The sequence below is a fragment of the Streptomyces sp. NPDC088725 genome, assembly GCF_044751305.1.
In the GTDB taxonomy this organism is placed as follows: Bacteria; Actinomycetota; Actinomycetes; order Streptomycetales; family Streptomycetaceae; genus Streptomyces.
On the sequence record NZ_JBIVLO010000008.1, the window covers coordinates 110,632 to 135,590 of the forward strand.

Consider the following 24,959-nt stretch of genomic DNA (forward strand, 5'->3'; position numbering starts at 1 on the left):
GAGGAGATGTGCGCGGCAGGTGACGGGTGACCTTGTGACGTGCCGTGAGTGTTAGCGTGCCTGCGGTCATAATCGAACACATACGGGGGAGACGCGGTGGGCTTCGACGGCTACCAGATCACGGCAGGTATGACCGGCCAGGCCCAGCAACTCGACGCCGCCGGAACGGATATGGACCGTGTCGGTTCGGCCGTCAACTCCCGCACGAAATACTCGTACCACGAGGTCGGCGGCGATGACGCCGCGTCGGCGCTGAACGCGTTCGCCGAGGCGTGGGAGGCGGAGGCCAGGACACTGGCGTCGGCGTTGCACGAGCTGGGCGGCAAGGTGCAGTTGGCCGAGAAGATCTACCACGGCACCGACGGCCTGGTGGAGACGCAAGTGGACGGCGTCTCCGTCGGCCGCATGAGCGGCATCACCGGCACATCGGCGCAGGGCGGTCGCAGCTCCGCCCTGTCGAGCTACTGAGGCCGGGCCGTTGTCGTTCTTCTCGTCTCCTCTCGATTCCCCCTCCTTCCGCCTCTCGTGGCTCGCCGGTCTGTCCAAGAAGATGCTCGGCGCCGGGAGCAAGAACGAGCTCATCGACCTGATGGACAACGCCCTCTCGGTGCCCGAACCAGGCGGCGACCAGGGCGTGCTGGAGGGCCTGGCACGGCTCTACCGCGGCCAGGTCGGCCCCGTCGACAGCGTCTTCGGCCAGGTCGACCGGGTGGGCCGCAAAAGCCTTCCGGAGGTATGGGCCGGCGACACGAGCGTCCTCGCCTCCGACGCGGTGAACGCCGCCGGGCGGGCCGCGACCCGGATGACCGAGGCGTTCCATGGCGGCGCGACGGTGCTGCTGACGCTGGCCGACGCGATCGGCGCCGCACGGCGCAAGGACGAGCAGGGTCGCGGACAGCTGCTGGAGCAGAAAAAGATACTCGGCGGCAAGGACGGGTTCTTCGACAACCTGCACGAGAACGACGAGGAGGAGTGGGACCGCAAGAACGCCGCCCATTTCGGCTCCTACGCGGTCGACTTGATGCACGCCGCCGTCTCCGACGCGCAGGAGGCCACCCGCGTCGCGGCCCGGGACCTGAACAAGTGGGCCGCCGAGGCACGGGCCGGGAAGATGGAGACCAGCGAACTCACCGCCGTCGACAAGCTGATGCTCGCCGACACCGGCGTCGCGGGCGCCGACCCCGAGCTGAACGAGATCCTCAAGGCCGGTGACCTGGAGCGGGCGTCGGCGCGTATGGACCTGCTGGGCCTCGACGACGAGACGGCCATGGAGCGGATGCTGGCGAAGTCGGACAACCCGCAGGAGCGGGCCTATCTGATGAAGGCCCTGGCCGCCGGTCACAGCGTCGCCGAGATCGGAGAGTTCCAGGACAAGATCCATGGCAAGGACCCCGATTGGCTGCGCAGGCACCTCACTCCGGTGGTCACCGCCGCGGACAGCATGAAGGACGAGGGCCTGGCGCCGGACGGCTCGAACAACAACAAGGACTACGCCATGTTCGACGGCCAGGCGTGGATCCAGGGCGGCGACGGCTCCGAGGGCACCTGCGTGGCCTCGTCCACCGTCACGTCCCGCGCCATGGTCGACCCCCTGTACGCGCTCGGTCTCACCGGTGGCCCCGACGGTCAGCAGGACGACCCGGACGCCTTCGAGCAGCGGCTGGTGGCCGAACAGCACCGGCTGCACACCGAAGGGGACGGCGGCGAGAACTGGGGCGGCATGGGGCCGGAGGGGCAGGAACGGATCAACGACGACGCCGTCGGCAGTGCCACCGGCAGTGACTACGAGCGCCGGGATCTGGACAGCGCCGCCGACCGCAGGGCGGTCCTCACCGAAGTCGAGAAGTCGGTGGCGCAGGGACGGCCGGTGCCGGTCGACGTCTCCAGCGAGAAGGGCGCCCACGCGATGACCATCATCGCTCAGGAGGGCGACATGCTTCAGGTGTACAACCCTTGGGGCTCGACCACTTGGGTCAGCGAGGACGACTTCATCAACAACCACATGGGCAAGGCTTCCAAGAGTGATCTCTCCCACGCGTACAGCGTCTATCTTCCGCGGTGACAGAAGCGGTGCCGCGATCGCGGCGGCCGCGCTGCTCGCTCTCGCCACGGGGTGCGGCTCGGGCACCGGCGAACCGGCCGGCGGCTCCGCGAGCACCACGAGCCACTCGGTGAAGGACACCAGCATCACTGCCGAACCGGGCGAGCGTTTCACGCTCACCGTCGACCAGAACGCCTCCACCGGCGAGTACTGGTACCTGGTCGGCCCCGAGCCCGACAGCTCGGTGCTGGTCAGCCGCGGCCAGGACTACGCGTCGGACTCCGGAGACGAACCGGTGCCCGGTGCCGGCGGCCGGCTCACCTTCACCTTCGAGGCCAAGGGCAAGGGGACCACCCGGTTCACGCTGCTGCACTGCACCTCCAGCACGTGCCAGGGCAACACCTCCACCCTGCCGCCCGGGACGACCGGGCCCTCCGCCGCCCCGACCGCGGGGGCGGCCTCCCCGGCTCCCGAGCGCACCACCTACACCGTCACCGTCACCTGAACCGCGGCGGACCAGTCAGCCGAGACGAGATAGCCGAGGCCCCGCCATGAACGACGCCCCGTACCCGCAGGACCGCACGGACGACGAGCTGGCCCGGCTCGACATCACCGTCCTGCTGCGTTACGGCCTCACCGCCGGGCCCGGTACCCGGCGCACCGCACTGATCGGCGACGGTGCCGCGGCCGCGGCCGTCATCCTCGACCGCCTCGGCACCGAGCCGCGCTCGGTCGCCTTCCTCGCCGACACCGTGCGCACCGGCGGACTCGCCCGCGCCACGGAGCTGCCCGAGCCCGTGCCCGGCCGGGAGGCGGCCGTCCTCGTACGGGAGTGGCTGCGCGCCGGCGCCGAACTCGTGGGCGGGATCGCCGCCGACGACACCGCGGCGACCTGGCTGCGCGCCGTCGCGACCATCATCGAACTGAAGCAGCTGACACGGGCGCGGGACCGGAGTACGTGACCTGAGCAGCTGATCCGAGCGCGCGGACGCCTGGCCGGTCGCCCGCCGTGGGCTGCGCGGACCCCACGCGGGGTGCTACCGGCTGCCCGGCCGCCGGGCCCTGTCCGCCGGATCCCGGCAGCACCGGGGACGCGGGCCGAAGAGCGGAAGCGTGCGGAGCGCGGAGCAGCCGAGGAGCCGTACAGGGTTTCCCTTCAGGTCTTTCAGCATTGCTACAGTGACGCCCCGACCTTGGGTTTCGGACGTCAAGACGGCTTCCTGGGGCAGGCGTTGGCCACGAGCGGTTCGCCTGCTCAGCGTATCGGCCCCTGTCGGAGAGCGTGAGGAGAGAGGCGCGATGCGTTCGCGTAGCGGACTGTGTCGCGCACTGTCACTGACAGGCCGGCGTCATGCGGGGCCGGGGCACGACATCCGGTCGCATTTCCGGGGTACGCGCGGCAGGTGAGGTGTGTGCACCACCCCATTCCGAAGCTCACGGGGAAGGGACTTGCCACATGTTGGTCGACAGGGAAGAGGAGACCGTCCGCCTCCTCCGGCTCGTCACCGACGTCTCCGGCGGGCCGGAGCGCCTCGGCGTCATCAGCGGCGCGGCGTCCTCGGGCAAGACGGAGCTGCTGGCGCACGTCTGCCGGAAGGCGGCGGCCGACGGCCTCCGGTTGCTGAGCGCGGCCGCTTCCCCTGCCGAACAGGGCTTTCCCTACGCCGTATTGGAGCAGCTGCTCCAGGGCGTACCCGAGCACCACACGAACGTCGCCCCGTCGTTCCCGGCAGCCGGCGCCGAGGACGGGACCGAGGCGGACGCCGACGCCGCCGAGGTCCCTGCCGCTGTCCTGCGGGACGTCCACCGCGTCCTCACCACGCTGACCGATGACGCTCCCCTGCTGATCGCCGTCGACGACATCCAGTTCGCCGACCCGCAGTCCGTGCGCTGCCTCGCCCACGTCCTGCGCCGCATTCCCCCGGACGCGCTCCGGGTGATCGTGACGCGCGGCCTGCGGCCCGGCACGGCGGGCGGCGCGGCCACCGCGGCGCTCGACGAGCTGCTGCACGGGCCGCAGGTCTGCCACATACGGATCGGCCCGCTTACCGAGGAGGGCGTCCGCCGGCTGGTCGCCGACCGCCTCGGCGCCGCGCGGGCCGCCGGACCGGCCCCGGCCTTCCACGCGTCGACCGGCGGAAATCCCCTGCTGGTCCACGGACTTCTGGACGACCACGCTTCCGCCGACGACCACGTCTCCGCCACCGACGACGGCACAGCTCACGAGGGCGGTTCCGCCCGCGACGACACCTCCGCCCCCGATCACGGCGCCCCGCGCACCTGCGAGATGTTCCAGCAGGCCGCCTTGGTCTGCGTCCACCGCAGCGGCGCCGACGCCCTGCGCGTCGCCCATGGCGTCGCGCTGCTCGGCCGCGTCCGTTCCGTACCGCTGCTGGGCAGACTCGTCGGCCTCGACGAGAGTGCCGTCCGGCGGGCGGTCACGGATCTGACGGAAGCGGGGATCCTGCACGACGGCGGTTTCCGGCACGAGGCGGTCCGGACCGCTCTGGTCGAGGATCTGCCGTGTGCCGAGATCAGCGGGCTGCGCCGGCTGGCCGCGCGTCTGCTCCACGAGAACGGAGCCGCCCCGACGGCGGTCGCACGGCAACTGCTCAACTGCCCGCCCGACACGGACGAGGCGCCCGTCACCGAGGAGTGGGTGGCCCGGGTGCTCCGCGACGCGGCCCGCGAGGCGATCGCCGGGGACCGCATCACCTTCGCGATGAGCTGCCTCCAACTCGCCGAACGCCACTGCGCGGACGGGCCGGAGCGCCTCGTCATCCGTTCGACGCTGGCCCAGATCATCTGGCGCGTCAAACCGCTGGCCTGGGCCCAGCAGGTCATGTCACTGGCCGGGGCCGCCCGCGAGGGGCTGCTGCCGCCGGCCCACGCGCTCGGCGTGGCGGCCGGGCTGCTGTGGAGCGGGTGCGCCGAGGACGCCGCGGCGATCATGTCGCGGGTGGCCGGCACGGTCGCCGAGACCTCCGACCCCGGGCTCCGCGGCGAACTGCTGCTCGCCCGGCTCACCATGGCGTGCACCTTCCCCGGCGCCGCGGAACTCCTGGAGACGCCTGCGGAACAACACCGGAACCGCGAAGAGCCGACGGCCGACCCGTCCCCCCGGCACACCGCCCTCCGGGCGCTCCAGGCCGTGCTCGTCCGTGGCGCGGACGCCGGCGCCATCGCGGCGGCCGAACAGGTCCTGGAGACCGTGCCGTTGTCGGACAAGACCGTCAACCCGCTGCGGGCCGCGCTGATGACGCTCGTCTACGCGGACGCCCTCAACGCGGCGTCGACCTGGTGCGACCGGCTCCTCGCCGAGTCCGTGACGCGCCAGGCGCCGGGCTGGCGGGCCAACTTCAGCGCCATCCGGGGACTCGTCGCGCTGCGCCGGGGCCAGCTGTCCGACGCGGTGGAGTACGCCGAGAAGTCCCTGGAGTACCTTCCGGCGCGCGGCTGGGGTGTCGCGGTGGGCCTGCCCCTGTCCGTTCTCGTCGAGGCCAGGACCGCCATGGGGCACCACGAGACGGCCGCGGAACTGCTCAGCAGGCCCGTGCCGGAGCCGATGTTCCGGAGCCGGTACGGACTGCACTACCTCTATGCCCGCGGCCGCCACCAGCTGGCCACCGGACGCCACTACGCGGCCCTCACCGACTTCCGGCTGTGCGAGGAGCAGATGGGCTCCTGGGGTCTGGACTCACCGACCCTGGCCCCGTGGCGCGTCGGCGCGGCCGAGACCTGGCTGCTGCTGGAGAACCCGGAGCAGGCGGGCCGGCTCGCCGAGGAGCAGCTGTCCAGGTCGGGCGCGGCACGCACCCGCACCCGGGGCATGGCGCTGCGCGTCCTCGCGGCCTCCCGGCCGCTCGCCGAGCGGCCCGCGATCCTCGACCGGGCCGTGGACCTCCTCCAACAGGGCGGTGACTGGTACGAGTCGGCGCGCGCCCTGGCCGATCTGGGACGGACCCACGAAGCGCTCGGCGACCCCTCCCGCGGCCGGCTGCTGGTACGCAGGGCGTGGCGGATCGCGGACGGGTGCAACGCGGAGGAACTGTCGCGCTCGCTGCTGCCGCCACCGGTGCGCGGCGCTCCGGCCGAGAGCGCGGGAGCCTCGGCGCGTGCCGACAGCACGGCGGTCTCCTCGCTCACCGACGCGGAACGCCGGGTGGCCTCGCTGGCCGCGTACGGCTACACCAACCGCGAGATAGCCGCCAAGCTCTTCATCACCGTCAGCACGGTCGAGCAGCATCTGACCCGCGTCTATCGCAAGATCAACATCAGCCAGCGCCAAGATCTGCCCATCAGTTTGGACACCGATGTCGCTTATACCGCCTGACCGTTCCGTACCCGACCGAAGCGCCTCCGAGCGGCCACGGCCCGCACCGGGCGGCGGGAGGCTGCTCGCGGCGAGCGATCTCCATGTCGGCATGCCCGACAACCGGCCGGTCACCGACTCGCTGCACCCGGAGCACGAGGACGACTGGCTCATCGTGGCGGGCGATGTCGCCGAGATGACCGAGGACATCGAGTGGGCGCTGCGGCTGCTCGCGGAACGGTTCGCGAAAGTGGTGTGGGCGCCGGGCAACCACGAGCTGTGGACGCCCCGCGAGGACACCAACGAGCTGCGCGGCGAGCGGCGTTACCTCCATCTGGTGGAGCTGTGCCGGTCGTTGGGGATCAGCACGCCGGAGGATCCTTATCCGGTGTGGGAGGGCGAGGGCGGCCCGGTCGCCGTCGCGCCGCTGTTCGTCGGCTACGACTACACGTTCCGCGCGCCCGGCACGTCGACGAAGGAGCAGTCGCTGGCCCGCGCGCACGAGGCCGGTGTCGTGTGCAGCGACGAGTTCCTGCTGCACGCCGACCCGTATCCGGGCATGGACGCCTGGTGCCGGGCCAGGGTCGCGCTGACCGAGCGGCGGCTCGCCGCGCACGACCCGTCCGTACCGCTGGTGCTCGTCAATCACTATCCGCTGGTCAGGCAGCCCACGGACATCCTGTGGCGCCCGGAGTTCGCGCAGTGGTGCGGCACGGAGCTGACCGCCGACTGGCATGTGCGGTTCAACACCGCGGCGGTCGTGTACGGGCACCTGCACATCCCGCGCACCACTCATTACGCCGGGGTCCGGTTCGAGGAGGTCTCGATCGGCTACCCGCGCGAGTGGCGCAAACGCGGCCATCCGCGTGGCCTGCTGCGGCAGATCCTGCCGTACGCGCCCGACCCCCGGGCGACCGACTGGCCGCCCGTCAGGAAACAGGAGAGCACGTGATCGAGGAACTGCTGCCCGCGCCCTTCGCCTGCGCGGACTCGTTCGAGGACTTCGGCGAGGACACCCTGTTCGCGGAGGAACGGGCCCTGCTGGGGCAATCGGTGGACAAGCGGCGGCGGGAGTTCGCCACGGTCCGGGCGTGCGCGCGCCAGGCGCTGTCGGCGCTCGGCCTGCCTCCGTCACCGGTGCTGCCCGGCGTACGCAACGCGCCCGCGTGGCCGGCGGGGATCGTCGGCAGCATGACGCACTGCGACGGCTACCGCGCCGCCGCGCTGGCCAGGTCCTCCGGCGTACTGGCGGTCGGGATCGACGCCGAGCCCGATCTGCCGCTGCCCGCGGGGCTGGCGGAGAGCATCGCGCTGCCGGCCGAACAGGCGTGGCTGCGGCGGGAGTCAGCGGGCGCTCCGGGCGGCGGTGTGCGGGGCGCGGCAGCGGGCGCCGGCCGTCCGGGCGGCCGTGCCATCTGCTGGGACCGGCTGCTGTTCAGCGCCAAGGAGGCCGTCTACAAGACGTGGTACCCGATGATGCGCACCGAGCTGGACTTCGACGACGCCGAGATCACGTTCGCGACGGACACCCCGGGGCGCGGAACCTTCGAGGCGCGCATACTGCGCCCGGCCCGGGGGCCGCACGGCCGTGTGGTCGACCGGTTCTCCGGCGGCTGGCTGGCCGAGCGCGGCCTCCTCGTCACCGCCATCGCCTTCTCCGCGCCGGCCCCGGCGGGCACCGGAACTTCCGGTGAGTCCCTGGCGTCCCCGGCAACCCCGTAATCACCGAAGCACGGCGGGACGGAGCCCGGCGGGACGGGATCGGACCGGGCGCGGCGGGGTCAGCCGCGCCTTGGTCCGCACGCGGGGTCGGCCGCGCCCGGGTCCGCACGCGGGGTCAGCCGCGACCGGGTCCGCGTTCGATGAACGGGGCGAGCAGCTCGGGAACCGCCTCTTCCGCGAAGGCCAGGCCCTCGGAGACGGCCACGTCCCGCACCTTGTAGACGCCGTTGCCCGCACCCGTGGTGGCGCCCAGGGTCAACAGCCCGGCCCGGCGCTGGAAGAGCGAGCGTGAGACGGACCAGCCGATGATCCCGTCCCGCCGGAGCGCGACCGTACGGTGTGCGAACGCTCCGGCCCTGGCGACCAGGTAGTTCCCGCGCAGCCCGTGGCCGAGGGTGCGGTACGCGTCGTACGCCAGCGCCACCACGGCGGGCAGCAGGACGAGCGCCAGGACCCAGCCGGTGTGCACGAGGACCGGTGTGAGCCACAGGCCGAACCCGGTGAACAGGGCGGCGGTCGCCACGACCACGCTCACGCCCCTGTTGATCCGCCGGCGCAGCGCCACCCGGGGATGGGCGACGAGTGTGTCCGGGGCGGTCGGAGACTCGTCCTCCTTCAGGATGTCGGCGGCCACCGCCAGCGCGGTCCGCCTCGGCACCGGCGGTGTCAGCCGGCTCCGGCTGCGGTTCTCGTCCCTGGACCCCAGGCCGCCGGCGACGGCACTGAGCCGCGCGCCGCCCGCCCAGCGCAGCAGCATCGGCTCCGACACCTCGACGCCGCGCAGCCTGCGCTCCTCGATCGTGGTGGAGCGGGTGATCAACAGTCCGCGCCGGATACGGAAGTTGCCGCCTTCCTCGCGCTCCAGGCCGTATCGGGACCAGCCCTCGACGAAGGTGGCGGTCGAGCCGATGACACCGATGGCCACGATGACGACCACCGCGAGCAGGACTCCGAACCAGAGCGGTACGGAGCCGAGGCGGTGCTGAAAGTCCTTGACGATGGCGAGTTCGAGCGGGTCGACCCGCATCTCGTCCAGCGTGCGGTAGACACTGCCGGCGGCGAGGAAGACACCGCCGATCCCCCAGACGGTCAGCGGCGCGTAGCGCAGCCAGGCCCAGTCCATGGTCAGGATCGGTGCGACGCCGTCCCGCGTCCGGTGCGCCGACCCGCGTGCGGCCTCGCGCCGTTCGATGATCTCTCGGCGCAGCCGTACGGCGTCGTCTTCGCTGATGCCGTCCAGCGAGAGCTTCCTGTCGGACGAGGAGGACTGCTCGCCGGTGCCGATCCGTACGGAGGTGAGGCCGAACAGGCGGTGCAGCGGGTTCGCCGTCAGGTCGACACCGCGTACGCGGTCCACCGGAATCGAGCGGTGGCTGCGGAAGAGCAGCCCCGAGCGCAGCTCCACCCGGTCGGCCGTGACCCAGTACCGGGTGGTGATCAGCCGCATCACACTGATGCCCGCGATCACCAGGAAGGTGAGGGAGAACGAGGCGAGTGTGATCAGCCCCTGGAGGCCGATGTCCCCGCCGGTGACCACGGTGGTGACGGCGAACGTGGCCACGGGCGCGGCCAGCATGCTCAGATTGACCAGGATCAGCCGGGAGTTGAGCCTGCCCGCGGTGGTCTCGTCCGCGGGCGCGGGCCGCTGCCGCGCCTCGGTGCCGGAGGGGGAAGGGGGAGGGGAGGCGGAGGCGGTGCCGGAGGGCATCATGTCGCGTCTCCGGGTGTGGCCTCGGTGTTCCTGGTCAGGTGCTCCACCACTTCGGCCGCGACCTTGTGGTCAAGTCCGCTGATGTGCACGGCGCCCGACGAGGAGGCCGTGGTCACGGTGATCCCGGAGAGCCGGAACAGCCGCTGCACCGGTCCGCGCAGTGTGTCCACCGTCTGGATCCGGGACAGCGGCACCACACGCCACTGCTGCCAGAGCCAGCCGGACGACGCGTACACGGCCGTGTCGGTGGTTTCCCAACGATGCACCCGGTAGCGCCATACCGGCATGACGGCCATGTAGAGGGCTCCGGGAACGAGCGTCGCGAGCAGGAGCCATCCGAACACTTCCCTGGCCGGCGGAATGAACAGGCAGAGCACCGCGAACGTGATCGGAAGCGGCAGGGCGAAAAGCGAGGACTGCACGGTCCACCAGCCGATCGCGCGGCTCTCGACACGGTGACGAGGCGGTCGGAGCCTCAGTTCTTCTGTGTGTTCCACTGTCCCGTCCCGTTCTTGTTCGGCGGTCGGTTCACAGCGCGCCGGTGCCGGACGCCTGCTCGGACCCGGTTCGCGGAGCGCCTGCGACGGCGGCCTCCGCGGCGCGCAGGCGGCGCACCTTGACCAGCAGGGCGCCCGTACGCGCCAGCACCATGGCCAGCGACATGAAGACGAACGAGTTCGCGTAGACGTCCTGCCCGCTCAACCCGTAGTCGACGCTGAAGCGGATGAGCCCCTCGCCGAACCAGTGCTCGGAGCCGTAGGCGAAGACGACCCGGGCGCCGGACAGGACGATCCAGACGGCCGCGTAACCGGCACCGCCGATCGTACGCAGCTCACCGGCCTCGTCGCGGCAGACGGGAAGCAGAGCGCCGGCGATCAGCCCGCAGATCACGCCTGCCCCGATCCCGGCCAGTTGAAGCGACAGATCGTTGCCCGCAGTCGGGACGGAGCGGACGAGGATCGCGACGACGATGACGACCGCGAGCACGGAGCGCGGCGCGCGCCACCTGGTGATGCGCCGGTGACCGAGATCGGTCGCCAGGACGAGGGTCAGAATCGTCGCGCCGGCGACAAGCGCGGTCAAAAACTGGCTCATGGGACGGCTCCCGACCTTCGGCGGCACTGGTTCTCGCGACGTTCGCTGCCGCTGTCATCACGCTAGGGCGGCGCCGGCGCCGGCGGGACGACCGGACGTCGGGACGGCTGTCAACCGATCGGTGGACACCGGTGGGCCCGTGGTACGACTTGACTGATGGAGCTCACCCACGGGGGGACTCACCCGCGGGGAGTCACCCATGGGGGGATCCACGGTGACTCTCCGCGGGTCCCGTACGGGGCCGCCGTCCTCGGGGGAACGGCGGCCCCGTACACGTACACACCGCACTCACACCGGCACGCACACCGGGACGCACACGCAGGGAGCTGAAGAGGTGGCACCGACCGGCGCGAGCTACGGTCCTGCGACGGGAAGCCGCTGGTTCGGCCTGTGGGACGGCTACTTCGCGATCTCCTACGCCGTCACGACGGTCCTGCTGTTCACCTCCCCCGGGGAGCAGGTCCACCGCGCGGTCTCCATCGGCGCGCTGACCCTGATCGTCGTCTGGTACGGGGTCCTCGGCCGTGACGTGATGCTCCACGACGGACGCGGGCGCCGGAACACCGTCTTCTCGGCCGGGCTGCTGGCGCTGTTCGCCACGGCCGCCGCGTTCGACCTGACCGCCTCGTTCGCACTGTTCGCGGTGGTCCCGATGCTGATGATGAGCCTGTCGGCACCGGCGTCCATCGTGCTCGCCATGGGGGCCAACCTCCTTCCGGTGGCAGTCGTCCGGATACGCGGCGGCGCGTTCGACCCCGACATCCTGGCCGTGCTGCCCACGTCACTGCTCGGCATGACGCTGTCGGTCCTCCTCGGGCTGTGGATCACGCGCGTGGTGGGACAGAGCAAGGAACGCGGCGCGCTCATCGCCGAACTGCGGCGCAGCCGCGAGAGCGTGGCCAGGCTGTCGCGCGAGGCGGGCGTCGCCGCCGAGCGCGAGCGGCTGGCCCGGGAGATCCACGACACCCTGGCGCAGGGGCTGACCAGCATCATCAGCCTGGTGCAGGCTGCCGAGGCCGAGGTGGACGACACCCCTGACCTCGCGCGCAAGCACCTGGGGCTGGCCGGCCGGGTGGCGAGGGAAAGCCTGGCGGAGGCACGGGACTTCGTCTCGGCGCTCACGCCTCCGGGACTGCGCGGGAGTTCCCTGGTGCAGGCCGTTCGCCGGCTGGCGGACGGCCTGGCCGAGGAGACGGGCCTCGCGGTGCGGTGCTCCGTCGAGGGCGAGGAGAGGCCGCTGCCGGTCGCGGCCGGTGTCGTACTGCTGCGGTCCGCGCAGGAGGCGATCGCCAACGTACGCAAACACGCCGCGCACGCCCGCGCGGTGGACGTGACCGTGGCGTACGACGACACCACCGTCCGCCTCGTGATCCGGGACGACGGTGAGGGATTCGTCCCGGACGGTGAGCAGGACGGGTTCGGGCTGCGCGGAATGCGGGCGCGCGCGGCGGAGACCGGCGGCGCCGCCGTGGTGAGCAGCAGCCCCGGGAACGGCACCACCGTCGAGGTGTCGGTGCCCCTGGACACAGACAGTGGGGAGCCAGCCGATGAGTGACGCGAAGACGATCGAGGTCCTGCTCGCCGATGATCATCCGGTGGTACGGGAAGGGCTCTGCGCCATCCTGGAGTCGGCCCCCGGCATCCGTGTCGTCGGACAGGCGGGCTCCGGCGAGGAGGCGGTGACCCGGGCCGCCGCGCTCAGGCCGGACCTCGTCCTGCTCGATCTGCGGATGGGCGAGATGGACGGGGTCACGGCGACCGGGCACATCCTGCGCGAGTCGCCGCGGACCAGGGTCGTGATCGTCACCACGTACGAGGACGACGCCGACATCCTGCGCGCGGTCGAGGCCGGCGCCGCCGGGTACCTGCTGAAGGGCACGTCACGGGTGGAGCTGATCGAGGCGGTGCACGCGGCCGTTCGCGGCGAGACGGTACTGACACCGTCGCTGGCGGGCAAGCTGTTCCGGGCGCGGGGAACGACGCCGTCACCGCTGTCCGGGCGCGAGTGCGACGTACTGCGGCTGGTGAGCCGGGGGCTGACCAACGCGGACATCGGCAGGGAACTGTTCATCAGCGAGGCGACGGTGAAGACGCATCTGCTGCGCACCTTCAAGAAGCTCGACGTGTCGGACCGTACGGCTGCCGTGATCACGGCCATGGAGCGGGGGCTGCTGGCCTGACGGCGCCGTCGCGCCTGTCGGTAGGGAGTCGGGGGACTCCGTACCGGCAGGCGCGGTGACGCCCTTGCTTCAGGCGATGCCGACGAGAGCGCTGTCGGACAGCTTCGTCGGCAGGTCCCGGCGCCGCTTCACGTTCAACTTCCGGTACACACGGGTGAGATGCTGCTCCACCGTGCTCACCGTCACGAACAGCTTGGTGGCGATCTCCCGGTTCGTGTTCCCGTGCGCGGCCAGCAGGGCGACGCGTGCCTCCGCCTCGGACAGCGTCTCCGCGTCCCTCGGCGCGTCGCTCTCGCCCGTGGATACGTACGCCGCGGGGTCGGACGCGCCTTCCGTATGGTTGGGGATCAACTGACGGCACAGCGGCTCGGCACCGCAGGACTTGGCCACGTGCCAGGCCTTGCGTACCAGCATCCGGGCCCGGTTCGACTCCCCCAGGGCCCGATATGCCCGCGCCAACTCGCCAAGGCCGAGAGCAAGTTGCAGACGGTCGCCGCCGTTCTCCAGGATCTCGACGGCTTCCTTGAGCATCGCGAGCCGCCGCCTGGAGTCACTGCTGGTACGCGCCAGGAGCAGCAACAGCGCACCGCGCGGCGCCTTTTCACCGGCCGCGCGGCCCCGGCGCGCCTGGCTCTCGGCGAGGCTCCTGGCCCGTTCCGGCTCACCGAGGGCGAGCCAGGCGTCCGCGGCGTCGAGCCGCCACGGCACCAGATCGGGGGTGTCGATGGCCCACCCCTCCATGAGTTCTCCGCAGGCCAGGAAGTCCCGCAGGGCCGCGTGGAAGCGTCCGGTGGCCAGGTGGCAGCGACCACGGGCACGCAGGTAGTGCAGCCCGGGAAGGGTCTGGAACAGCGTGTCGGGGAGCGGCCGTTCGAGCAGGGCCATCGCCTCGCTGTGCGCGCCCATGCCCGTCTCAGCCTGGATCAGGGTGGCGAGCGGCAGGGCGATCCCGACGCCCCAGCTCTGCACGGAGGTCTGCGCCATCGCGCTGCGCGCGTGGTGCGCGGCGACCGGCAAGTCGCCCTGCCGCAGGGCGATCTCGGCCCGCACCCCGGACAGCAGGGCCTGCCAGGCCGGGGCCCGGCGCGCGGAACACTCACCGAGCAGCCGCTCACACCACGACAGGGCGAGGTCGAGCCGGTCGGAGTAGACGAGTGCCAGCAGCGCGAAGACCAGCGGCTGAACGGTGCTGTCGCTCAAGTGGTAGCGCTGGAGGACTCGTTCGGCCTCCGCGACCGCCGGGACCGCGGGCCGGTCGGAGAGCGCGGCGCAGACCGTGGCGGCGGCCTGGGCGTACGCGTCGGACGCACGGCCGCGCGGCGTGCTCGGCAGTGCCGTACCGCCGCCGGCCGACGCCTTGACACGGGCGCGCAGGGGCGGACTCAGCATCGTCAGCCACTGGCCGGCGGCCGCGATCGCCGCCTCGTCGGCCTCGGCCACGTCGGCCAGTTCGGCGCAGCGGCCCAGTTCCTCGACGGCGACGGCCGCCGTGTCCAGCCGGCCCGCCCAGGCCAGATAGGACACGGACATGACGAAGTCCCGCGGTGTGAGCTGTCCCGTCTCCAGCTCCGAGGTCAGCTGGGGTATGTGCCCCTCGGCGGCGGCCGGACTGATCCGCCAGACGAGACTGACGAGCCTCGCCTTGATCGCGGCCCTCAGCACCGCGTCCCCGCACGCGTCACGCGCGAGTTCCAGGCAGCGGAGAGCGAACTCGATGTCGTCGTCGACCAGCGCGTACTCGGCCGCCTCCCGCAGCACGGGCACGCCCCAGCTGTCGGGTTCACGGCGCGCGGCGACCAGGTGCCGGCTCACTTCGAGCGCGGCCGCGCCGTCGCCCTGGAGCAGCAGCGCCGCGCGGCTGTGCAGGTCGGAGAGTTCCCGCGCGGGAGTCGCGTCCAGTACGGCGGCCCGGACAGCGCCGTGCCGGAATGTGCGGCCCTCCAGCAGCGCACACTGCCGCAGTTCGTGCACGGCGCGCTCCACCCGGCTGAGGCTGAGGCCCAGCAACCGGCTGAGCAGCCCGCTGGACTCCGCGCCCCCGAGAACGGCCACCCCGCGCGCGGCGGCCAGCGCGTCGGACTCGCCCCGGTGCAGGCAGCTGAGGACGGCCTGCGAGAACATCTCCCCGGGCACGGGCCCTTCGTGCTCGCCGCACTCACCTCCGCGCCAGTCCTCCAGCAACGCCCGCAGCAGCAGCGGGTTTCCGCCCGTGATGGCGTGGCACTCCGCTGCCGACCGCGCCGCCGCGTTCGGCGAGAGGTGGTGGGCGATCACCCGTGTGGTGCCCCGTTCCGAGAGCATCCGCAGGGCGATACGGCCGCAGTGGGGCTGGCTCAGGAGTTCCGAGTGGAACGTGAGGTTGTCCTGGTGCGGCCGCGTCGACTCGGTCAGCACGATGAGGACCCTGGCCTGCCTGATTCTGCGGGCCAGGTAGAGCAGGAAGTGAAGCGAGTGCTCGTCGCTCCAGTGGACGTCGTCCACGGCGATGACGACGGTCCGCTTCTCGGCCAGCCGCAGCAGGGCCGAAGAGACCCGCGGCATCGCCCGCATGCGCCCCGGGGCGGGCGGCTCCTCGGACCACTCGTCCAGGACCCCCATCACCTCGGAACGGACATCGGGAGAGAAAGCCGGGTTGTCGAATATGTTCCGGACCACACTGAAAGGCAGGTCGCGCTCGGCGCGTGAGCCCGTCGCATCGAGCAGCAGCGCGCCCGATTCAATGGCCCGCTCGGTGAAATGACTGAGAAATTCTGTCTTGCCACCGGCCACCGCGCCACTGACCAGAGCCACATGGCCCCTGCCCTGTTCCGCGCTGCCGAAGAATTCATTCAGCGCGGCCATGCCGCTGCCGCGCTCCACCAGATTGACCAACAAAGGAATCCGTCCCAGCACTGCGCCTTGTTCGCTTCACGGATGAATCAGGAGCCGGACGCGCCCGCGGTCGTCAGACCCCCGGACACGATCCTGTTGATCTGCTCCTGGTGGTTCGCCAGAAAGAAGTGCCCGCCGGCGAAGACATGGAGGTCGAAGGCGCCGGTGGTGTGCGCACGCCACGCCTCCGCCTCGTCCGGAGTGGTCCTGGGGTCGCTGTCACCCGTCAGCACGGTGATCGGAGCGCGCACCGCGGCCCCGGGCTCCGCGCGATAGGTCTCGACCGCCTTGTAGTCGTTGCGGATCGACGGCATCACCATGCGCAGCACTTCCCTGTCACCGAAGAGCTGTGTGTCCGTGCCGTTGAGCTGCTTCATCTCGCGCACCATGCCGTCGTCGTCACGGAGGTGCACCCGCTCGTCGCGCTGCCGGGAAGGCGCCCGGCGTCCCGAGGCGTAGATGGCGACCGGGGAGAACCCGGTGTCCCTCTCCAGCCTGCGCGTCACCTCGAACGCGAGGAGCGCGCCCATGCTGTGACCGAAGAAGGCGGTCGGGACGTCGAGCCACGGCCTCAGTTCGGCGGCGATCACGTCCGCGTACTCACCGACGCTCTCGATCATCGGATCGTCCATCCGGTCCTGCCGTCCGGGGTACTGCAGCGAGATGACGTCCACCGCGGGAGCGAGCGACCGGGACATCGGGAAGAAGAAGGACGCGGCCCCACCCGCGTGCGGCAGGCACACCAGGCGGACGCGACTCTCCTCGGACGGGTGGTAACGACGTATCCAAGTACTGGCTTCTCTGTGTCCGCCCACCGTACTTAAATCCCTTCACCTCAAATTATGCCCAAATCTCCAACGCCGGACGCTTCCGTTCACGCCCCCTACTGGCAGCGGTTCCATTTAGGCACCCGAACAGCCGCCGTGCCAGGCACAGGGGTTCATCCAGGGGATACCCCTAGACCTAAGTCACAACGTGACGGACGCACAGGGAAGTTGACGGTCACAATACCCGTTCTGGATATTTCGCCTTCAATCAATCCGCGTCCAGCGCGGCACATGCCCGCGAACCGGACGTTCATACATCACGCATGCCCGTAATCATCACCAGATCTTCATGCGCCGGCCCGTCGCACACCGAAGGCGGCCGCGGCCCTCCCCGGCTCCGCGGCCAGGCACCGGGCCTCCGGCTTTCCGCCATTCCGAGCGACCACCGGCCATACCGCCGTGCGGAACACACCGGTCGGGCGGAACACATCGCCACACGGCAGCCTCAACGACCTCACATAGGCATGCTAATTTGCGGGCCATGCCCTCGGAACTGAGCAACCCTCACCTCTCAGTTGACATTGTCGACACGATCGAACACCTCAAAGGCACCCACGCCGGCTACCGTCGCGCGCATGCCAGGGGTGTTTGTTATGACGCCGTCTTCACGCCTTCCGGAGAGGCGGGCGTACTGACCACCGCGGCCCACTTGCAGTCGGATCCGGTCTCCGCGACCGTCCGTTTCTCGCACACGGATACGAACCCGCACCTTTCCGACGGGGACCGTGCCGTACGCGGATTCGCCACCAAGTTCCATTTGGCGGACGGCACCAACACGGACCTCATCGCGGTGAACCTGGACCGCTTCGTCGCGTCGACTCCCGCGAATTTCCTTGGGCTTCTGCGGGCCGGAGAGCCGGACCCCACGACAGGCGCACCGGATCTCGACACGGTGAAGACCTACCTCGGCAGCCACCCCGAGGCCGGTCCCGGTCTCGCGGCCGCCCGGGTCATACCGACACCGGTCAGCTATGTGACCAACACGTACTGGGCCATCCACGCCTTCCTCTGGCGAGACGCCGACGGCAACGTCCGCCCGGTCAAGTACCGTTGGGTGCCCGATTCGGACGTCGAGAACGTCACCGCCGAAGAGGCGGCCACCTGGACCGCGGAACACCTCACCGCTGAACTGGCCGAACGCCTCAAGGGCGGCCCCGCCGGTTTCACACTGAAGGTGCAGCTCGGTGAGGAGGGCGACAACACCGACGACTCCACTCAGGTGTGGCCCTCCGACCGCACCGAGATCACCGCGGGCCGCCTGGAGATCACCGCGGAGGCCGCCGACCAGGAGCACTGGGCCGACCAGTCGTTCGACCCCAATCTGCTCACCCCCGGCATCGAGGCGTCGGACGACCCGATCCTCGCCGCCCGCAGCACCATCTACGCGGTCTCCTACGACCGCCGGATCCACAAGCGCTGAGCCGCGGGTGCTCAGCGGGTGCCGAGACAGACACTGACGCACCACACCGAGACACAACGCCGAGAACAGACACCGGCGGAACTGACGCCGACAGGGGGTCGCGCAGAGTGCCGGAGCCTTCCGCGCGACCTCCCGTACACAACACCGCAGTTGACACTCCGTCATTCCCGGCGGCCACCCGGCCGGTGTCCGGACACCGGGGCGTCAGCACCACCGCCGACAACTCCCAACGAAGCGATCTGCGCCACTTATGCGGCTGTGCACGTCAACAGGCCCTGTCACGCGAGGAGTTCTCCAGACGCTGACAGGCCGCGACAGGTACCGGATTCCCTCCGACCGATCCGCCCCTCTCCGCGATACGGCCCCATCACGTTCGCTCGCGCGCACCGTACCGACGCTTCCGTCGCTGCGAGCGCCAACGTGTCGAACGCGACGCCCAGTCCGGGCGTAACGCCGTATTCAGGGGGCAGGGACGCGAGACCAGACTTCTTGACCCTCTCCGGAGGCGCGGGCCCCCGTGCGGCCGGACGAAAGCGCGAAGGCGAAAATCTGTGATGGCACGTGTGAGGCACACCACCGTTCCGCTCGCGGCGGGGCTCACGATGGCCCTGCTGAGCGGCTGCGGTACGGACAGCGGGTTCGGCAGCGGTGGCACCGGCAAAACACTGGTCGTGGGCATGTCCGACGAAGTCCTGGCGACAGACCCGGCCTCGGGGTACGACCCGGGCTCCTGGCTGGTCTTCAACAACGTCTTCCAGTCGCTCATCAGCTTCCGCGCCGGAAGCTCGGAACCCCGGCCGGAGGCCGCGGAGTCGTGCGGCTTCCAGGACGGCGGGTCCAGCTACAAGTGCACCCTGCGGGACGGGCTGAAGTTCAGCAACGGCAACGGCCTCACCTCCGAGGACGTCAAGTTCTCCTTCGAGCGGGCGATCAGGATCGACGACCCGGCGGGCCCGGCGCCGCTGCTCGCCTCCATCGCCGACATCGCCACCCCCGACGACAAGACCGTCGTCTTCCACCTCAAGGTCCGCGACGCCACTTTCCCCAGCAAGATCGCCTCGGGGGCCGGCTCCATCGTGGACCACCGTGAGTATCCCGCCGACCGCCTGCGCGACGACAGCAAGGCCATCGGCTCGGGCCCGTACAAGCTGGACGTCATCGACAAGGGACGCGCCGCCTTCTCGGTCAACTCCGGTTACCACGGCACCGCGCGGGTCAAGAACTCCGGCGTCACCCTCAGCTTCTTCCGCGGCGACCAGAAGGCCCTGGCGTCCGCCCTGGAGAAGGGCAAGGTCGACATCGCCTACCGAGGGCTCACCGTCCAGGACATCGACAAGCTGCAGACCTCCACCTCCGCCGCGTCCAAGGGCATCGACGTCGTCGAGGGCAGCAGCGCCGAAGTCCAGCACCTGGTCTTCAACATGAAGGACCCGGTCGCCGGCAAGCTCGGTGTACGACAGGCCATCGCCTACCTCATCAACCGCGAGGCCCTGGTCAGCGAGGTCTACAAGTCGACGGCGACGCCGCTGTACTCCATCGTCCCCACGGGCATCACGGCCCACAACACCGCGTTCTTCGCCTCCTACGGCGGCAACCCGCAGCCCGACAAGGCCAAGCAGGCACTGCGTGACGAAGGCATCACCGGCAAGGTGAGGCTGACGCTCTGGTCCACACCGATCCGCTACGGCCCGGCCACCGACCAGGAGCTCCAGGCGATAGCCAAGCAGCTCAACGACAGCGGGCTGTTCGACGCGGACGTGAAGTCGGTCCCGTTCGGCCCGTACGAGAAGGCCGTCGAGGCCGGCGAGTACGGCGTGTACGTGAAGGGCTGGGTCCCCGACTACCCGGATCCGGACAACTTCACCCAGCCGTTCTTCGGCAAGGACAACGTCCTGATGAACGGCTACGAGAACAAGGACATCACGGACCGGATCATCCCGGACACCTCCTCGCTGGCCGACCGGGCCTCCACCGAGAAGGACTTCGGTGAACTCCAGAACCAAGTGGCCCGCGACATCCCGATCCTGCCGCTCTGGCAGGGCAAGCAGTACGCGGTCGCGTACGACAGCGTGAACGGTCTGGAACAGACGCTGGACTCGTCGACGGTCTTCCGTTTCTGGGAACTCAGCAAGCTCTGAGGCCGGTTGACAGCCGGCTGGTACCGGTAGGCAGCCGGTCGGCACCCACCGGTACCAGCCACAGCAGGGCCCAGGCCACGACACGTGGATCCTGGGCCTGACGGCTTTCCGGGCCCGGTCCTTCCCACCGGGACCCACCGGCTCACGGAGAAAACGCCGGCACGCCACTTGACGATCGGCAGAGATCACCTGGGAGAATCCGCTCACGGTGAGAGATTCTGTTTGCTATTGATCGTTTCTGTGCTGGCGAAGAAGCGGAGCATCGCGTGGCAGTGAATCGCAGATCATTTCTGGCAGCCGGAGCCGCCGGCCCCCTCGCGGGCTGGCTCAACCCCGCTCCCGCGCAGGCCGGTCCGCACGACTCCGCGGCCTCCTCCACCGCTCCCGGCGCCTCCTCGGGCCGTACGATCCCGCTCGCCGACGGCTGGCGGTTCGCCCTGGCCAATCCGGCCGGCATCACCGATCCGACCGGCGCCTTCACCGGCGCGGCGGAGCCCGGCCACGACGACTCGGCCTGGCGGGCCGTCGCGGTGCCGCACGACTGGAGCATCGAACTCACCCCCACCACGGAATCGGGTACGTCGGCGGGCACCGGCTTCCTGCCGGGCGGCCTCGGGTGGTACCGCAACTCCTTCACGCTGCCCCGCGAGTTGGCCGGGCGGCGGATCTCCGTCGAGTTCGACGGCGTCTACATGGATTCGTACGTCTACTGCAACGGCACGCTCGTCGGCAACCACCCGTACGGCTACACCGGCTTCGCCTTCGACCTCACCGCGCTCCTGCACACCGACGGCAGAACGCCCAACGTCATCGCCGTCGAGGTACGCAACCAACTCCCCAGCAGCCGCTGGTACTCCGGCAGCGGCATCCACCGGGAGGCCAGGCTGGTGGTCACGGACCCGGTGCACGTGGAGCGCTGGGGCACCACCGTCACCACACCCGGCCTCGCCAGGACCGTCGCGGCGGGCCACGCGACCGTCCACGCCACCACCCGCGTCGTCGACGAGTCCGGCGCAGGTGCGGACGTCACCGTGTTCTCCACGGTCCGCGACGCGGACAACCGTGAGGTGGGGCGGACCAGTTCACGGATCACGGCGGGCGGGGACGCGGCGGCCGCCGTCCAGGACATCACCGTCCTGCGGCCGAGGCTCTGGTCGTTCGACACCCCGTACCTGTACAGCCTGGACACCGAACTGCGCGTCGGCGCACGGACGGTGGACCGCTACCGCACGACCTTCGGCTTCCGGCATGTCACGGTCGACCCGGAGAACGGCCTCACGCTGAACGGCGAGTACGCCAAGATCCAGGGCGTCGACCTCCACCACGACCAGGGCGCGCTGGGCTCCGCCGTCAGCGCCGACGCGCTGCTGCGCCAGATGACCCTGATGAAGTCCATGGGCGTCAACGCGCTGCGCACCTCGCACAATCCGCCGCCTCCGCAGATGCTCGCGGTCTGCGAGCGACTGGGCATCCTCATGATCGTCGAGGCGTTCGACTGCTGGAGGACCGGCAAGAACCCGCACGACTACGGCCGTTTCTTCGACGCCTGGAGCGACGCCGACCTCGCGGAGATGGTCAAGGCGGCCCGTAACTCGCCCGCCGTGGTGATGTGGTCGATCGGCAACGAGATCCCGGACTCCACCAGCGAGGCGGGGCTCGGTATCGCCCAGCGGCTCATCGACGGCATCCGCGCCCTCGACACCACCCGGCCGGTCGTGATCGGCTCGGACAAGTACCGCACACTGCCGGCCGTGGGCTCTCCGGCCGACCGGATGCTCAGCAAGCTCGACGGCCTCGGTCTCAACTACAACACCGCGGCCTCGGTGGACGCCCTGCACGCGCGGTATCCGCACCTGTTCCTCTTCGAGTCCGAGTCCTCGTCGGCGACGTCGACCCGCGGCGCGTACCAGGAACCCGGCCACCTCAACACCGGCGAGAACCACACCCCGGGCCGGCGGGCGGCCTCGTCCTACGACAACAACCTCGCGTCCTGGACGATGAGCGGCGAGTACGGGCTGAAGAAGGACCGTGACCGCCGGTTCTTCATCGGGCAGTTCCTGTGGTCCGGCATGGACTACATCGGTGAACCGACCCCGTACGACGTCTTTCCCGTGAAGGCGTCCTTCTTCGGCGCGGTGGACACGGCGGGCTTCCCGAAGGACGCGTACCACCTCTTCCGCAGCCAGTGGACCAGCGAACCGATGGTCCACCTGCTGCCCATGGACTGGACCGGCCACGAGCCCGGCGGGACCGTCGAGGTCTGGGCGTACTCGAACGCCGACACCGTCGAACTGTTCCTGAACGGCAGGTCGCTCGGCACGAGGACGTTCGACACCAAGAGGACCACCGACGGCCGGACGTACCTGGAGACCACGGAGCCGACCGGCGACGACAAGACGGTCACCACCGGTCCCTACCCGGGGAGTTACACCAGCCCCAACGGCAGTGCCGGCAAACTGCACCTCGCCTGGCAGGTGCCCTTCGCGCCCGGCGAGCTGAAGGCGGTGGCCCGGCGCCGGGGACGCGTGGTCGCCACGGACACCCTGCGCACGGCGGGCAGGCCGCACGCGCTGCGGCTCACCCCGGACCGTGCGTCCTTCACTGCCGACGGCCGCTCGCTGTGTTTCGTCACGGCCGAGGTGGTCGACGAGAAGGGCGTCGTGGTGCCGGACGCCGACCACCTCATCGCCTTCCACGTCACCGGCGGCTCGCTGGCCGGCGTCGACAACGGCCGCCAGGAGAGCGCGGAACGCTACCAGGCCTCCACCCGGGCCGCGTTCCACGGCAAGGCCCTCGCCATCGTCCGCTCGGGCACGACGACCGGGAAGGTCTCCCTCACCGCGGAATCGGCGGGCCTCCGCCCGGCCACCACCACCCTCCACGCCGCCCCCGCGGCCGCGCTCACCCGCACCCCACCGCCACGCCTGTCCCCGGACCCGGGCCCAGCAGCCCCGGACTACCCTCTGGCGGACGCCAGTTACTCGGGCTCACCGACCACTCCGCCGTCCGCGATGCTCGACGGCGATCCGGCCACCGGCTGGTCCAACGCCTTCTCCAAGAGCGCGACCGCCCTGCTGCCCGCCTTCAACGGCGCTCGCCCGACGGACTGGGTATCCGTGACCTGGGACGCCCCACGCACCCTCGACACCGTCGAGATCTCCTTCACCGTGGACGCCACCCACACCCTGCCCGCGTCCGTGACGGCGTCGTACTGGAACGGCACGGCCTACACCCCGGTCCGCCACCAGCGGACCACCTGGGCCACCGCCTCGGACACCCCCACCACCCTGACCTTCACCCCCACGACCACCACCCGCCTCAGACTCACCCTGACCACCTCCCACCCCGGCACCCCGGCGGGCGCCCACCGCATCACTACGCTGAACGTCCCGGAAGTCTGACCGCTCCTGCGGCTCTTACCGTGCCGTGCGAAGCGAAGGAACCGAGACGCGTCGAGCCCACCGCCACAGGCGATGGGCTCGACGGGAACGGCACGCGGCGCGGGCAGGTGTCAGGCGAGACGCCGTTCAAACGCCTGCGCCGCACTCCGGCGCCGCGGGTCGAAGGCGTCGATCGAACCGGCGCCGTCGTCCCCCGGGCCCGCGTCCCACCCGCGGATCTTGCGAGCCACACCCTTCAGCCGGGGGTGGCCGTCCTTGAGCGCGATCTCGAAGTGGGATTCCTTCGGCGTCGCGAAGTCACCGCCCCACGCGACGACACCGTCGAGTTCGGTGAGGATGTCCCGGACGACGACCAGTTCGCCGGGGTACAGGTTGCCCTTCGAGCCGACCGGGTACCACGCGGGGCGGATCGCTATCGCGGTGCCGGACAGGTAGTTGGACTCGTAGGGGGCGGTCACCTTCCGGTCGCCGGTCCAGCCGAGGACGTCGCCGGCACGGAGTGAGTCCATCTCGTAGTGGAATCTTCGCGCCACGTGCAGGAGGACCGTGGCGGCGTCCCCGCCGGCGAGCGGAACCTTCTGGCCGCTGCCTTCGATCGTGAAGGCGGTCGGCGCGTCCAGGACGGGCCAGCCGTTCTCCGACGTCGCCCCGTTCCATGTGCCGGTGCCGGTGTCGGCGGAGGCGTAGTCCGCCCCGCCGAGGTTGACGAGCGCCGCGGCGGCCGCGACACCGGAACTGGCACCGATGAACCGCCGCCGTGACAGACCAGTCAGCTTCATGCCTGGTTCTCCCTTCTGAACAAGCTGTTGAGGTGGCCGACGCCGTACCCCAGGAGGACGCCAACGGCGAGCAGCGAGATGATGAGGCCGCTCACGATGGCCGGATTGACCCACGCGGGGACCATGTCGTACTGCGCGTTGCAGTTGCTGTGCAGCGGGAAGATCTGCCCGAATTCCTCGGCGTGTGCCCCCCGGTAGCCGTCGTCGTACGGCACGTGATGAACGAACCTGCATGTCTCGGCGGCATCGAGTCCTTGACTGAACAGACCCCGGATCCAGGCGATGAGGGCGGCGAACAGCGAGACGGAGCACAGCCGTGTCCACCACATCGGGCGTCGCCATGAACCGCTTCGCAGGCCGATCGCGACGCGGTACACGTTCCACAGGTTCCACACCGCCCACGCGACGACGAGCACCACGACGGCCATCGCTCCGAATTGCTTCATACCGCCGTTCTACCTG

Annotated in this window: 19 protein-coding genes; 12 read left to right on the top strand and 7 right to left on the bottom strand. The window is 70.5% G+C overall.

What is annotated here, in order from left to right; translation table 11 throughout:
- The first annotated feature begins 96 nt into the window (after positions 1-96).
- The 7 genes from ACIP6N_RS21210 to ACIP6N_RS21240 all read left to right on the top strand — a co-directional run bounded on the left by ACIP6N_RS21210 (position 97) and on the right by ACIP6N_RS21240 (position 8,075).
- The gene (locus tag ACIP6N_RS21210) at positions 97-468 is read left to right on the top strand and encodes a hypothetical protein (protein WP_401817556.1); all 372 of its coding nucleotides are present in this window, start codon (positions 97-99) and stop codon (positions 466-468) included.
- 10 nt (positions 469-478) lie between these two features.
- Positions 479-2,062 (top strand): peptidoglycan-binding protein, encoded by a 1,584-nt coding sequence (locus tag ACIP6N_RS21215; protein ID WP_401817557.1) that lies wholly within the window; start codon positions 479-481, stop codon positions 2,060-2,062.
- On the top strand, positions 2,022-2,546 hold the full coding sequence (locus ACIP6N_RS21220) for a protease inhibitor I42 family protein (RefSeq protein ID WP_401817558.1): 525 nt from the start codon (positions 2,022-2,024) through the stop codon (positions 2,544-2,546). Before ACIP6N_RS21215 ends, ACIP6N_RS21220 begins: the two co-directional genes overlap by 41 nt.
- Positions 2,547-2,592: 46 nt before the next feature.
- Entirely contained in the window at positions 2,593-3,003 is a 411-nt protein-coding gene (locus ACIP6N_RS21225; protein WP_401817560.1) for a hypothetical protein, read from the top strand.
- Between the two features lie 494 nt (positions 3,004-3,497).
- Positions 3,498-6,374 carry an AAA family ATPase gene (locus ACIP6N_RS21230; RefSeq protein WP_401817561.1) on the top strand — a complete coding sequence of 959 codons (2,877 nt, stop codon included), beginning with the start codon at positions 3,498-3,500 and terminating at the stop codon, positions 6,372-6,374.
- Positions 6,355-7,305 (top strand): metallophosphoesterase family protein, encoded by a 951-nt coding sequence (locus ACIP6N_RS21235; RefSeq protein ID WP_401817562.1) that lies wholly within the window; start codon positions 6,355-6,357, stop codon positions 7,303-7,305. The genes ACIP6N_RS21230 and ACIP6N_RS21235 overlap by 20 nt, the downstream gene beginning before the upstream one ends.
- On the top strand, positions 7,302-8,075 hold the full coding sequence (locus ACIP6N_RS21240; protein ID WP_401817564.1) for a 4'-phosphopantetheinyl transferase: 774 nt from the start codon (positions 7,302-7,304) through the stop codon (positions 8,073-8,075). Before ACIP6N_RS21235 ends, ACIP6N_RS21240 begins: the two co-directional genes overlap by 4 nt.
- A 115-nt stretch (positions 8,076-8,190) precedes the next feature.
- On the opposite strand, the gene ACIP6N_RS21245 is transcribed toward ACIP6N_RS21240, so the two are convergent.
- From ACIP6N_RS21245 to ACIP6N_RS21255, 3 genes are read right to left on the bottom strand one after another with little or no spacing between them, the layout of a single operon-like run.
- The gene (locus ACIP6N_RS21245; protein ID WP_401817566.1) at positions 8,191-9,786 is read right to left on the bottom strand and encodes a PH domain-containing protein; all 1,596 of its coding nucleotides are present in this window, start codon (positions 9,784-9,786) and stop codon (positions 8,191-8,193) included.
- Entirely contained in the window at positions 9,783-10,283 is a 501-nt protein-coding gene (locus ACIP6N_RS21250; RefSeq protein ID WP_401817567.1) for a PH domain-containing protein, read from the bottom strand. The genes ACIP6N_RS21245 and ACIP6N_RS21250 overlap by 4 nt, the downstream gene beginning before the upstream one ends.
- Before the next feature lie 31 nt (positions 10,284-10,314).
- Positions 10,315-10,881: a hypothetical protein gene (locus ACIP6N_RS21255; RefSeq protein ID WP_401817569.1), complete on the bottom strand. Its 567-nt coding sequence runs from the start codon at positions 10,879-10,881 to the stop codon at positions 10,315-10,317.
- 334 nt (positions 10,882-11,215) lie between these two features.
- On the opposite strand from ACIP6N_RS21255, the gene ACIP6N_RS21260 reads away from it, so the two are divergent.
- Together ACIP6N_RS21260 and ACIP6N_RS21265 are read left to right on the top strand one after the other, a co-directional pair.
- A complete protein-coding gene (locus ACIP6N_RS21260) occupies positions 11,216-12,436 on the top strand; it encodes a sensor histidine kinase (protein ID WP_401817570.1) in 1,221 nt (406 codons plus the stop codon).
- Positions 12,429-13,061, top strand: a complete 633-nt coding sequence (locus ACIP6N_RS21265; protein WP_401817572.1) for a response regulator — start codon at positions 12,429-12,431, stop codon at positions 13,059-13,061. The genes ACIP6N_RS21260 and ACIP6N_RS21265 overlap by 8 nt, the downstream gene beginning before the upstream one ends.
- A 69-nt stretch (positions 13,062-13,130) precedes the next feature.
- On the opposite strand, the gene ACIP6N_RS21270 is transcribed toward ACIP6N_RS21265, so the two are convergent.
- Together ACIP6N_RS21270 and ACIP6N_RS21275 are read right to left on the bottom strand one after the other, a co-directional pair.
- On the bottom strand, positions 13,131-15,953 hold the full coding sequence (locus tag ACIP6N_RS21270; RefSeq protein WP_401817574.1) for an AAA family ATPase: 2,823 nt from the start codon (positions 15,951-15,953) through the stop codon (positions 13,131-13,133).
- Between the two features lie 26 nt (positions 15,954-15,979).
- Complete coding sequence (locus ACIP6N_RS21275) at positions 15,980-16,675, bottom strand: thioesterase II family protein (RefSeq protein WP_401817575.1); 696 nt, start codon at positions 16,673-16,675, stop codon at positions 15,980-15,982.
- Between the two features lie 565 nt (positions 16,676-17,240).
- Here ACIP6N_RS21275 and ACIP6N_RS21280 point away from each other — a divergent pair.
- From ACIP6N_RS21280 to ACIP6N_RS21290, 3 genes are all read left to right on the top strand, one after another.
- A complete protein-coding gene (locus tag ACIP6N_RS21280) occupies positions 17,241-18,179 on the top strand; it encodes a catalase family peroxidase (protein ID WP_401817577.1) in 939 nt (312 codons plus the stop codon).
- Between the two features lie 554 nt (positions 18,180-18,733).
- Entirely contained in the window at positions 18,734-20,317 is a 1,584-nt protein-coding gene (locus tag ACIP6N_RS21285; protein ID WP_401817578.1) for an ABC transporter substrate-binding protein, read from the top strand.
- A 266-nt stretch (positions 20,318-20,583) separates the two neighbouring features.
- Positions 20,584-23,718, top strand: a complete 3,135-nt coding sequence (locus ACIP6N_RS21290; protein WP_401817579.1) for a glycoside hydrolase family 2 TIM barrel-domain containing protein — start codon at positions 20,584-20,586, stop codon at positions 23,716-23,718.
- Positions 23,719-23,828: 110 nt separating this feature from the next.
- On the opposite strand, the gene ACIP6N_RS21295 is transcribed toward ACIP6N_RS21290, so the two are convergent.
- Both ACIP6N_RS21295 and ACIP6N_RS21300 read right to left on the bottom strand, forming a co-directional pair.
- Positions 23,829-24,497, bottom strand: coding sequence for a twin-arginine translocation signal domain-containing protein (locus ACIP6N_RS21295; RefSeq protein ID WP_401817581.1), 669 nt, complete (start codon positions 24,495-24,497; stop codon positions 23,829-23,831).
- Positions 24,494-24,943, bottom strand: a complete 450-nt coding sequence (locus ACIP6N_RS21300; protein ID WP_401817582.1) for a hypothetical protein — start codon at positions 24,941-24,943, stop codon at positions 24,494-24,496. Before ACIP6N_RS21300 ends, ACIP6N_RS21295 begins: the two co-directional genes overlap by 4 nt.
- Positions 24,944-24,959: the final 16 nt, after the last annotated feature.